Genomic DNA, 11,991 nt, shown 5'->3' on the forward strand with positions numbered 1-11,991 from the left:
CCGTTCCTCAACGGTCTGCACCCTCGGTCGAGCGGGTGTCCGAGAGTAACAATTGGCGTGCATGATCGTCCGGTACTGGCTGGCGGCATTCGCGCGGCAGTGCAGTACGGCCTCATGCGACGGGATGTATGCGCTTTCGACGCTATAGGCGAGGCCATTCTCGGCGGAACTGCAATAGTGTCGGCGATGCAAGGGAGCGGCGCCAGTGGGGTCCAGTGGTTCCAGAAAGTGTGCGCGTGGACCGCGCGTTGTTGCCGATGTTCGTGGCACGCGAGCTCCGACTGCTCATTGGATCGGCGGCGTCGGCTGGTTGTCCACACAACATCGGTTTTCACAGAAAGCAGAAGAACGGCGATTCGTTTAGGCCGTCTGATCTTGTTCGAGCTAGTCTATTGCGCAGTCAACCTGGAGGTTTCATGCGAAGTGTCGTGTTCTTCAACAACAAGGGGGGCGTTGGAAAGACGACGCTTGCCTGCAATATCGCTGCACAGTTCGCTGATCAACGCAGTCTTCGGGTCTTGCTGGTGGACTGTGATCCGCAATGCAATTCGACCCAGTTGATTTTGGAGACCGATCAATGGGCATCCATTTACTGGGAAAAGATCGGTGACGACCAGCAGACAATCATCGACATTTTGCAGCCGATTGAACTTGGTGACGCCGATATTCAATGCGGTGTCTCTCCGATGAAATCCTCGCAAAATAGGTTCGGAGTCGATCTCATTCCGGGGCATCCGCGAATGTCTATCATCGAAGATTTATTAAGCCGTGCGTGGGGAGAGGCGATCGGTGGGGATATCGGTGGTATCAGGCGAACCAATTGGATACCGTCGCTCCTTCGCGAGTATGAGGACCGTTACGACGTCATCTTGTTCGACGTGGGCCCAAGCCTAGGATCTCTCAACCGCACTATATTGATCGGAGCGGACTACTTCGTCGCTCCGATGGGGGCCGACATCTTTTCCGTTGTGGGGATTCGAAACATAGCCGAGTGGTTGAACAACTGGATCTCCGTTTACAAAACTGGATTGTCCTTGTGTACAAGTCGTCATCCAGATGCTCTCGAAAAATTTGGGATTGATCCCGAAGGTCAGGTTAATGCATCATTTGTTGGCTATACCGTACAGCAATACATAACGAAGTCTAAACAGGGAGTGCGCCGCCCGACTCAGGCCTTCGAAGCAATTCTGTCAGGGATACCCAACGAAGTGGAACAGAGCTTGGGAAAATTCACGCCGCCAGATCTGGATATGAATGATCTCAAACTTGGCGATGTTCCAAATATGTATAGTCTTATTCCACTTGCCCAGTCGGTTAACGCGCCAATCTCTGCCTTGCAGTCCTCGGACGGCCTCGCGGGGGGTCAATATAGACAGCAGGAGAACTATTTGCATACCATCAGGGCAGTGACTGAGTCGCTCGCAAGAAATATGGGTTCCTGATGGCCATAAAATGGCCGCAGTCGTTGTTGACTGAAGTGGCTGAGCGTCGGTGCGTAGTCGTTCTCGGTGCGGGTGCTTCTGCATCCTCCGCGAGTGCGTCTGGAGTAACGCCGCCGGATTGGACGACTTTCATCGAAGCAGGGGTGGGGCGGATGTCGTCAGCGGGTGATCGAGATGCGGCGATGGAGTTACTTAGGAAGGGGGCTGCGCTGGACGCAGCGCAGATCGTCGCAGATTCTCTGGGAAAAGCTGATTTCGCCTTGTTTATTCGCGATCAGTTTGAAAAGCCTTGCTTTCTTCCGTCAGAGCTTCATCGACTTATTCTCGAAATCGATCCGAAGGTGATGATCACCACTAATTACGATACGATTCTAGAGTCTTTGGCTCGCGGCGGCGCTGCGGCGGCGGGTTACAATGTTTGCCGATACTACGATCGACATCTCATAAACGATCTGCGATCGAATCGTCGGGTGATAATTAAAGCCCACGGTTGTGTTTCTGATCCGCAAAATATAGTACTGACGAGGAAGCAGTATTTCGAGGCGCGTCGAGATTCTCCACATTTTTACGCCGCGCTCGATGCAATATTTCTCAATAGTACGCTTCTATTCATTGGCACAGGATTTATGGGTGACCCGGACATTGAACTCTTGTTGCAAACCTCCTACATTGCCGCGCCAAGCGATCACACACACTACGCCGTGGTGCAGGGCGGGCGACATCCTTCAGTAACTCGCGCCATTGAAGAAACCTATAACATTAGGTTCCTTGAATACGAAGAAGGTAAGCATGACCAAGTTGTCGAAGCGTTGAGAAGTCTCTCCGCTGATGTCAGTGCTTATCGGGCGGTCGGCGGAAGCTAGTGCCCAACGGTTCGGGTGATGAACAAATTGGGAATGGCCCTACCGAACCTGGTCGCGCGACTTGCACCACTGCGGGGCACGAGTGCGGCTCAGTGGTTGGGTCGGAACCGCTCGACCTACTTGCCGAGGGGTCGCGCTGGGAATAATGCCAACGCGGCCGCCGAGGTGAGCGAAGTGGTCGCCCGGTTAGCGCGGGCCGATGCCGCGGGATACATGACGTGTTTGATCGTGCCCTGGACTCGCCCAGCGGCTAACCTACGGCGTGCAGTGCTCTTAGCCTCGAATGCGCACCGCCTCGGGGAAAATGTCCATCTTCCGAGATTGATGCATCGCGAACCCGAAACCTAGACGTAGGGTCGTACTGGTGGCGGCACGGTCTGGGTCATATCGATCGAAAAGAGCGGGCCTCCGGCCGCCTCGCGACTCGACTGGCTATATGGAGAATGGCTTGATCCTCGGGGCAGCAATTCGCGGTCGGACAATACCCGTGTCGAATGCTGACAGACGTGAACCGTGTGTTCCGTCCACTGGACCGGAGAGCGGCAACCGCCCGGCGCTCTACGATGACCGGCATGGCGATCACTCCCGACACGAAGAACTGGACCTGGGTCCTCGACGGGGCGTGCCCCGACTGCGGGTTCGACTCGGCCGCAACCCGGTACGAGGACATTCCCGCTCTGGTCCGGGCGAACGCGGATGCCTGGTCGCCGGTCCTCACCCGTGCCGACGTGGCTGTCCGGCCGAACGAGCAGACGTGGTCGGCCCTCGAGTACGCCGCGCACGTTCGCGACGTGTTCCGGATCTTCGACGTCCGCCTCCGGCTCATCCTCGAGCAGACGGATCCCCCGTTCCCGAACTGGGATCAGGACGAGACGGCGATCGCCGAGCGCTACAACGAGCAGGACCCGGTCGTCGTGGACGCCGAACTGCGTGCGGCAGGCGCCGCGGTGGCGGACAACTTCGCGGCCGTCACGCCGGAACTCCGTTCGCGGACCGGGCGGCGGAGCGACGGCGCCTCGTTCACGGTGGAGACCCTCGCCAGGTATTTCGTCCACGACCCGATCCACCACCTCCACGACGTGTCGGGGTAACAGTTTCGGATTCCCGGACCCGATTCGGTAGAACGTGTTCCAATTCGATCGGTTTGTGTCTATCGTCACATCAGCAGATGTGCAGACATGAACGAAGGGTTGGAGTCACATGAAGACCAAGGGTGCGATCCTGTGGGGCCTGAACGAGCCGTGGTCGGTCGAGGAGATCGAGATCGGCGATCCGGTTGCGGGCGAGGTGCAGATTCGCATGGAAGCGGCCGGAATGTGCCACTCCGACCACCACATCGTCACCGGTTCGATGCCCATGGCGTCCTTCCCGGTGATGGGCGGCCACGAAGGGTCCGGCGTCATCACCAAGCTGGGCCCGGAGGTGAAGGATCTCGAGGTCGGCGACCACGTGGTGCTTTCCTTCGTACCCGCCTGCGGACGCTGTCCGGCGTGCTCGGCGGGACATCAGAATCTCTGCGACCTCGGGATGGGGCTCCTGAGCGGGCTGGCGATCAGCGACGGCACGTTCCGCATCCACGCGCGCGGCGAGAACGTCATCCCCATGTGCCTGCTCGGGACGTTCTCGCCCTACATGGTCGTGCACGAGACGTCGGTCGTGAAGATCGACAAGGACATTCCCTTCGACGTCGCCGCCCTCGTCGGCTGCGGCGTACCCACCGGATGGGGTTCGGCGACCCGGATGGCGGAGGTGAAGCCGGGCGAATCCGTCGTCATCATGGGTGTCGGGGGTGTCGGCATGAGCGCGCTGCAGGGCGCGGTGGCGTCCGGGGCCCGTCAGATCTTCGCCATCGACCCGGTGCCGTGGAAGCGGGAACAGGCGCTGAAGTTCGGGGCCACCCACGCGTTCGAGAGCGCTGCCGCCGCGATCGAGCCGATCATCGCACTCACCAACGGGCTGATGGCGCAGAAGACGATCATCACGGTCGGGGAGATGCGCGGCGAATACGTCGAGGAAGCCCTGCTGCTCACCAGTAAGTTCGGCACGTGCGTCGTCACGGCCATGGGTGCGATGACCGACATGGACGTCAAGCTGAACCTGTTCCTCTTCTCGATGCTGCAGAAGGACCTGAAGGGCACCATCTTCGGCGGCGGTAACGCCCGCGTCGAGATCCCGAACCTGCTGGCCATGTACAAGTCGGGGCAGCTGAACCTCGACGACATGATCACCCGCACCTACAGCCTCGAAGGCGTCAACGACGGGTACCAGGACATGCTCGACGGCAAGAACATTCGCGGCGTCATTCGGTACACCGAAGCCGACTGGTGACGGTCTCGTAGTCTGACCGGGTGCAGAGTCTCGATCAGATTGCCCGATGGCCCGTGGACAACGCTGCGGCGGTGGTCCTGTCGCGAGACGAAGGGGTGATCGGCGAGTACGGCGACCAGCAGCGTGTCTTCCCGCTGGCCTCGGTGACCAAACTGCTCTGCGCGTACGCAGTCCTGGTGGCCACCGAGGAGGGGGCCGTCGAACTCGACCAGTCCGCAGGCCCGGAGGGCTCGACGGTGCGTCATCTGCTGGCGCACGCGTCGGGCCTCGCCTTCGACGCGGACCGCGTGCAGACGGCACCGGGGCGCAAGCGGATCTACTCCAGCGCCGGCTACGAGGTGCTCGCCGACCTCCTCACCGCCGAGACGTCGATCGACTTCGCCGACTACGTTTCGGAATCCGTCTTCGCTCCGCTGTCGATGGGCGCGTCCGCTCTGGTCGGGCCCGCCGGCCACGGAGCGCAGGCATCGGCGGGAGACCTCGGCCGCTTCGCCGCCGAACTGTTCCGCCCGGCGCTCATTTCGCCTCAGACGTTCGCGGACGCCACTTCGGTGCAATTCCCCGGACTGGACGGAATTCTGCCCGGATACGGCTCACAGCGTCCCAACGACTGGGGTCTGGGATTCGAGATCCGGTCGGGCAAGAGCCCGCACTGGACCGGCACGGGCAACTCGCCACAGACGTTCGGACACTTCGGGCAGTCCGGCACGTTCCTCTGGGTCGATCCGGTCGCGGGCCTGGCTTGCGTCGCGTTGACGGACCGGGACTTCGGCGACTGGGCCAAGCCCATGTGGACCGAACTGAGCGACGGTATCCTCTCGGAACGCCGACGACGATGACACACCGATTGCTCGAATCACTGGCGCAACACACGCATCACAGGGCACACTGGTCAACCGAGCGTGCTGCACACACCGACTGAGGCCGTTGGGGAAGACGTCCCTCGTCGAAGCAGGAGGCTCGAGTGCGCGCATTGAATCAGTTCGCGGACGTGACGGCTGGTGTTGTCTATATCCACTCGTCGCCCGCCGCGTTGTGCCCCCATATCGAATGGGCGCTGACCGCGACCCTCGACTGCCGAGCGAACCTGAAATGGACCTCGCAGCCGGCCTCCAACGGCGTTCTGCGCGCGACCACCAACTGGGTGGGGCCCGTCGGCACCGCCTCGCGGTTGGTCAATGCGCTCCGCGCCTGGCCGATGCTGCGTTTCGAGGTCACCGAGGACGCCAGCGAGGGAGTGGACGGCGAACGGTTCAGTCACGTGCCCGGCATGGGTCTATGGCACGGATCCACCAGCGCGAACGGCGATGTCGTCGTGGGGGAGATGCGACTGCGTGCACTGATGCAGGCGGGCGGTGATATCGCCGCCGAACTGGACTACGCCCTCGGAACCGCCTGGGACGAGGCGCTGGAGCCGTTCCGCAGCGGCGGCGAAGGCGCCGAGGTCACCTGGCTGCGCCGCGACGTCGGCTGACACCCGCACACGGACGCGAAAAGGCCCCCACCGCCGGTGGGGGCCTTCTCTCGATCAATGCTCAGATCACAGCGGGATGTTCTTGTGGTCGCCGCGGGTGGAAGGGACGGCGGCGAGGGCGGCGGTGACGACACTGCGCGTTTTGGCCGGGTCGATCTCCTCGTCCACCACACCGATCGCGACGGCGCGGTCGACGCCGCCGGCGATGCTCTCGTGCTCGACGGCCAGACGCTCGTGCAGGGCTTCGCGCTCTTCTTCCGGCGCCGCGGCCAGGGCGCGCTTGTGCAGGATGCCCACGGCCGCCTTGGCGCCCATGACGGCGACCTCGGCGTCGGGCCACGCGTAGACGGCGGTGGCGCCGAGAGCACGGGAGTTCATGGCGATGTAGGCGCCGCCGTAGATCTTGCGGGTCACGACCGTCACCCGGGGCACGGTGGCTTCGGCGAACGCGTGGAGCAGTTTGGCTCCGCGGCGCACGACGCCTTCCCATTCCATGCTCACCCCGGGGAGATATCCGGGAACGTCCACGACCACGACCAGCGGGATGCCGAATGCGTTGCACAGCCGGACGAAGCGAGCCGACTTCTCGGCGCTCTCCGAGTTCAGGCACCCGCCCAGGCGCAGCGGGTTGTTGGCGATGACCCCGACGGTGCGGCCGCCGAGGCGTCCGAGTCCGGTGACGATGCTGCGGGCGTAATTGCCCTGCAGTTCCTCGAAACTCGACTCGCCCTCGACGTTGTCGAGAAGTTCGTGAACGATCGGGCGGACGTCGTAGGCGCGCTTCGCCGACTCCGGCATGAGCGCGCGGAGATCGGTGTCGCCGTGCGCGGCCGCGGCCTGATCGAATTCGCCCTGCTCGCAGAACATGGACACCAGGCGGCGCGCCCGGTGCAGAGCGTCACCCTCGTCGTGTGCGGCGATGTGCGCCACACCCGACTTCTTGGTGTGCGTGTCGGGGCCGCCGAGCGACACCATGTCGACCTGCTCGCCGGTGACGCTGCGGACCACGTCGGGTCCGGTGACGAACACGCGGGCCTCGGGCGCCATGATGACGACGTCGGTCAGCGCGGGACCGTATGCCGCACCACCAGCCGCGAAGCCGAGGACGACGGAAATCTGTGGGACGCGGCCGGACGCGCGGACCATGGCCTCGAAGACCAGTCCGACGGCGTGCAGGGCCTCGACGCCCTCGGCGAGACGCGCGCCACCCGAGTGCCAGAGCCCGACGATGGGGGCATCTTCCTCGAGGGCGGTATCGATCGCCGTCACGATGTGTTTGCAGCCCTCGACACCCATGGCGCCGCCCATGACGGTGGCATCGGAGCAGTAGGCGATGGTGCGGACACCGTCGATGTTGCCGGACGCGGCCAGCACACCGGACTTGTCACGCGGATGGAGCGGGACGACCGTCCCGGCGTCGAACAGCTTCTCGAGGCGCGCAAGGGGATCGCGCGGGTCGATCGACGCATCGGACTTCGTCGCGGGTGCCAGGATTGTCATCGCGTCCTCCTCTGTAGGGGCCCCTCGAGGGCTGTCGATGGGTGGAGACCCCTTCAGAGAAGAGGTCTCCACCCGCGATCTAGCAGGACCGGCTGTCAGACCCGGCCGAAGGCGAGCGCGACGTTGTGCCCACCGAAACCAAACGAGTTGTTGATCGCGAAATCGATCTCGCCGTACCGGGCTTCGCCCTTGACGACATCCAGGTCGATCTCTGGATCCTGATTCTCGAGATTCAGCGTGGGCGGAATGACTCCGTCACGCAGACTCAGGACCGTGAGCACCGCCTCGAGCGCACCGACGGCGCCGATCGAGTGCCCCAACGCGGACTTCGGTGCGTACACCGCAGCATGGTTGCCGACGGCAGCCTTGATGGCGTTCGCCTCGGCGGTGTCACCGATCGGCGTAGCCGTGGCGTGCGCGTTGATGTGCTGGATGTCCTTCTTCGTCAATCCAGCAGTCTCGATCGCCCTCGTCATGGCCCGCGCAGCGCCCGAACCCGAGGGGTCGGGAGCGACGATGTGGAACCCGTCGGAGGTGATCCCCGCGCCCAGCAGGCGGGCGTGGATGGTGGCACCGCGAGCCTTGGCATGCTCCTCGGTCTCGAGGACCATCATCGCTCCGGCCTCACCGAACACGAAGCCGTCGCGATCCTTGTCGAACGGCCGTGAAGCCGCCTTCGGATCGTCGTTGCGGGTGCTCAGCGCACGCATCATCGCGAAGCTCGCGATCGGCACGGCGTCGAGGTAACCCTCCACGCCACCGGCGACGATGATGTCGGCGTCGCCCATCACCAGCATGCGGTACGCATGGGCGATGGCCTCGGAACCCGAGGAGCAGGCCGACACGGGAGTGATCACTCCGGCGCGGGCCCCCAGCTCGAGTCCGACGGTGGCCGACGGACCGTTGGGCATCACCATCTGGACGGCGAACGGCGACACCTTGCGGTAGCCACCGGCCTTCATCTTCTCGACGGCGTCGATCAGAGCTTCGCCGCCGCCGAGTCCGGTGCCGATGACGACGCCGAGGCGGTCCTTGTCGACCTCCGGGCTGCCGGCGTTCTCCCAGACCTGACGGCCCAGGACGAGCGCCAACCGCTCGACGAAGCTCATCCGGCGGATCTCGACCCGGGACAGCGACTCGTCGGGCGACACCTTCAGCTTGCCGCCGATCGTCACCGGAAGGTCGTTCTCCGTGACGAACGCTTCCTGGATGGTGTCGATGCCGCTCTCGCCGGCCAACAGGCCTTTCCACGTGGCATCCACGTCACCAGCGATCGACGTCGTAGCCGCGAGGCTGGTGACGACGATGTTGGGGAACTGTCTCCCGTTGGTCGAGGCGGAAGTCACGGCTGAGCTCACTCCTCGTCGTTCTTGGCAGCTTCGAGCTTGGCCTTCACGGCCTCCGCGTCGGCGCCACCTTCTGCTTCGAGCTTCTGGATGTAGTTCACGGCGTCACCGACGGTGCGCAGTCCGGCGAGATCCTCGTCGGGGATCTTCACGCCGTACTTGTCCTCGGTCTGGACGGCGATCTCAACCATGGAGAGGGAGTCGATGTCGAGGTCGTCGACGAAAGACTTTTCGATGGTCACCTCGGACGGCTCAATACCGGTGACCTCCTCGATGATCTCCGCGAGTCCGGCGATGATGTCTTCCTGGGTGGCGGCCACTGAGTGGCTCCCTTCTGATTCGGTGTAGATGTATCTGGAGTTGTGCAGGCACGTCCCCATCGGCCGCGCCTGCGGGCCCTGCACGCACCGAGGTGCGCGCAGCAAACTAGCCGAGTTCTGTCAGTTCGGCTAGCGCGGAGATATCCCCCGGGGTCTTGAGTGCCAGAGTCGGCGTGCCGCGCATTTCACGCTTGGCGATACCGACCAGGGTTCCGGCTGGTGGAAGTTCCGCAATCGCCGAGACCTGAGCGGTCCGCAGGCTTGCGGTACACAGGTCCCAACGCACAGGTCGGGTTACCTGCGCGGCCAGCTTAGTCAGTGCGTCGGCTCCGGATGCGACCGGTGCGCCGTCGGCGTTGGAGAGCAGAGTGCGGGTGGGTTCACCCGGTGTGATCTTGGACGCAGCCTCGGTGACGGCCTCCTGCGCGGGAGCCATGAACCGGGTGTGGAATGCGCCCGCGACGGGCAGTGCACGGACCCGCGCCTTCTCCGGAGGGTTGGCCGCGAGTTCCTCGAGCGCCGTCAGCAGACCTGCCGCGACGATCTGGCCCGCGGCGTTGCGGTTGGCCGGTTCGAGGCCCAGTTCGTCGAGGCGGGCGAGCACCTCGGCCTCGTCGCCCCCGAGGACCGCGGACATGCCGGTCGGTTCGAGTGCGCACGCCTTGGCCATCTCCGCGCCGCGGACGGCGGCGAGTGCGACGGCGTCGTCGGCGGAGAGGACCCCGGCGACAGCGGCCGCGGCGAGTTCACCGACGGAGTGCCCGGCCGCGATGGTGTCTGCGGGAACCAGGCCACGCGCGTCGAGTTCCTCGAACGCGAGGATTGCGGCGGCCACGACGAGAGGCTGAGTCACCGACGTATCGGTGATCTCCTCCGCGGTCGCGGTGGTACCGAGGCGGACGAGGTCGAGGCCGGCAGCCTTCGACCACAGTGCGACACGGTCATGAGAACCCGGCAGCTCCAACCAAGGGATGAGCATGCCGGGAGTCTGAGAGCCCTGACCCGGGGCGAGCAACGAAATCACTCTTCAAGAGAACACCGTCGACGGCGTACCGCGAGATGTCGTTGCGGATGAACCTTTGTCGGCGGATTTGTTGGGTTCCCACAAAATTGCACGTGGGGTCCTCGCATCGAATCTGGACAGACGTTCGTTACAGCCCTGCTTCTCCGAATGGGAAGGGTGTGACTGGTGTTAAACGTGATATGGGTTCGTTATGGGAATGTGTCAATCGACCCACGGTGGCGGCCACTCTGAGCACATACGCATCCCGCGGATTCGTCGGATCGCGTCCCGTGACTTCGGCGATTCTCTTCAGTCGATACCGCACAGTATTTGGATGAACAAACAGCTGCCGGGCACAAGTCTCAACCGCACCTCCACAGTCGAGGTACGCGTCCAAAGTGTCGGTGAGAACACCTCCGGCGGCCGCCAGCGGAGCGACCAGATGGTCGTTGAGAGCGGTGACTGCGGCGTTGTCGCCGAGCAGTGCCCGCTCGGGTAGCAACTCGGCGGCGTGGACGGGCCGGGGGGCGCCTCGCCAGCCGGCGACCGCCTGCATTGCGGCGAGCGCCTCGACGGCACTGAAGTGGGCCGCGCCGAGCGTCGGCGTGGTCGGCCCGATGATCACCGGCTCGTCCGAGAACTTGCCGAGCAGGTCGGTCATGAAGCTCGAGTGCCCCGACCCCTCCTGCAGCTCGCCGCTGACGACCATCACGAGCCGCGAACCCTGCACGACGGCGAGCGCCGCCCGGCCGTGCCTCTGCGCGATGGTGTGGACCGTGCCGACGACGGAGACCCGTTCGTCCTCGGGCGGTGTGCCGACGATGACGGTGGCGGGGGCGGTGGCGTCCCAGTTGAGCGTCGCCGCCCGCGACAACATGTCGGACCCGGTGTCGCCGCGGACCACGGCGTCGACCACGAGGGCCTCGAGCCGGGTGTCCCAGGCGCCGCGCGACTCCGCGGCACTGGCGTACACGGAGGCTGCGGCGAAACCCAGTTCGCGGCCGTAGCGGAGCACGGCCTCGGTGAGCGCGATCAGTTGCTGGTCGTTGCGGGCGAGCGCCGGGAGCCACTGCTCGAAGAACTCCATCGCCACCCGGACCATGTCCACCGTCTGGCTGAGGGTGAGCCTGCGTGCGAGATCCTGCGGAATCACCTGGAACGCGTCCAGGCTGAACCGGATGTCACTGTCCGGGTTCTTCAGCCATTCGAGGAAATTGACGACCGCGGTCTGGACCAGCAACTGCACGTTGGAACGCTGAGCGGCGTCGAGGTCGTCGAAGAACGGCAGCTGATCCTGCATCGTCGTGACGGCCTCGGTCGAGAGGCGCCCGGAGAACTGTTTGACGCGACGCAACAGTGCGTCGGGCAACGGATCCCGGGTTTGTCGTCTGCGGGAGACCAACGGACTCTGCTCGACCATAGTCAAGAACCTACGCGCACCGCCGCCCGTGTTGTCCGACGGACACACGGGCGGCGGTGGGTGAGGATGGCGGCGTTACGCGCTTCCGGTATCCGTGTAGGAGACGGCGGCGGCGCGGACGTCGTCGATGCGGTACTTCGTGGCGGCTTCGACGGCCTTGGAGCGGTCGAGGGTGCCTTCGCCGGCGAGGGCGGAGAGGACGGCGACGACGATGGATTCGGCGTCGACGTTGAAGTACCGGCGGGCGGCGGGGCGGGGGGCGGNGAAACCCAACCCCCCGGGGGCGGGGGGGGGG

11 protein-coding genes and 1 pseudogene are annotated in these 11,991 nt (G+C 64.1%); 6 read left to right on the forward strand and 6 right to left on the reverse strand.

What is annotated here, in order from left to right; all coding sequences use genetic code 11:
* The first annotated feature begins 236 nt into the window (after nt 1-236).
* From CA951_RS26155 to CA951_RS26180, 6 genes are all read left to right on the forward strand, one after another.
* Entirely contained in the window at nt 237-1,442 is a 1,206-nt protein-coding gene (locus tag CA951_RS26155) for a ParA family protein (protein WP_179220308.1), read from the forward strand.
* Nucleotides 1,442-2,305, forward strand: a complete 864-nt coding sequence (locus tag CA951_RS26160; protein ID WP_087559594.1) for an SIR2 family protein — start codon at nt 1,442-1,444, stop codon at nt 2,303-2,305. The genes CA951_RS26155 and CA951_RS26160 overlap by 1 nt, the downstream gene beginning before the upstream one ends.
* 572 nt (nt 2,306-2,877) lie before the next feature.
* Nucleotides 2,878-3,396: a DinB family protein gene (locus CA951_RS26165; protein WP_087559622.1), complete on the forward strand. Its 519-nt coding sequence runs from the start codon at nt 2,878-2,880 to the stop codon at nt 3,394-3,396.
* A 109-nt stretch (nt 3,397-3,505) separates the two neighbouring features.
* Entirely contained in the window at nt 3,506-4,633 is a 1,128-nt protein-coding gene (locus CA951_RS26170; protein ID WP_087559595.1) for an NDMA-dependent alcohol dehydrogenase, read from the forward strand.
* A gap of 20 nt (nt 4,634-4,653) precedes the next feature.
* Complete coding sequence (locus CA951_RS26175) at nt 4,654-5,472, forward strand: serine hydrolase (protein WP_087559596.1); 819 nt, start codon at nt 4,654-4,656, stop codon at nt 5,470-5,472.
* 125 nt (nt 5,473-5,597) lie between these two features.
* Entirely contained in the window at nt 5,598-6,107 is a 510-nt protein-coding gene (locus CA951_RS26180; RefSeq protein ID WP_087559597.1) for a DUF3145 domain-containing protein, read from the forward strand.
* A 66-nt stretch (nt 6,108-6,173) separates the two neighbouring features.
* On the opposite strand, the gene CA951_RS26185 is transcribed toward CA951_RS26180, so the two are convergent.
* The 6 genes and pseudogenes from CA951_RS26185 to CA951_RS26210 all read right to left on the reverse strand — a co-directional run.
* Nucleotides 6,174-7,607, reverse strand: coding sequence for an acyl-CoA carboxylase subunit beta (locus CA951_RS26185; protein ID WP_087559598.1), 1,434 nt, complete (start codon nt 7,605-7,607; stop codon nt 6,174-6,176).
* Nucleotides 7,608-7,702: 95 nt separating this feature from the next.
* Complete coding sequence (locus CA951_RS26190; protein WP_087559599.1) at nt 7,703-8,953, reverse strand: KasA/KasB family beta-ketoacyl-ACP synthase; 1,251 nt, start codon at nt 8,951-8,953, stop codon at nt 7,703-7,705.
* Between the two features lie 8 nt (nt 8,954-8,961).
* The gene (gene acpM / locus CA951_RS26195; protein ID WP_087559600.1) at nt 8,962-9,273 is read right to left on the reverse strand and encodes a meromycolate extension acyl carrier protein AcpM; all 312 of its coding nucleotides are present in this window, start codon (nt 9,271-9,273) and stop codon (nt 8,962-8,964) included.
* Nucleotides 9,274-9,379: 106 nt separating this feature from the next.
* Nucleotides 9,380-10,297, reverse strand: coding sequence for an ACP S-malonyltransferase (locus CA951_RS26200; RefSeq protein WP_087559601.1), 918 nt, complete (start codon nt 10,295-10,297; stop codon nt 9,380-9,382).
* 127 nt (nt 10,298-10,424) lie between these two features.
* Nucleotides 10,425-11,696: a CdaR family transcriptional regulator gene (locus CA951_RS26205; protein WP_012688158.1), complete on the reverse strand. Its 1,272-nt coding sequence runs from the start codon at nt 11,694-11,696 to the stop codon at nt 10,425-10,427.
* A gap of 75 nt (nt 11,697-11,771) precedes the next feature.
* Nucleotides 11,772-11,991 (reverse strand): annotated as a pseudogene (locus tag CA951_RS26210) (2-oxo acid dehydrogenase); the annotation flags it as partial.

The organism is Rhodococcus sp. NCIMB 12038, from assembly GCF_002165735.1.
GTDB lineage: Bacteria > Actinomycetota > Actinomycetes > Mycobacteriales > Mycobacteriaceae > Rhodococcus_F.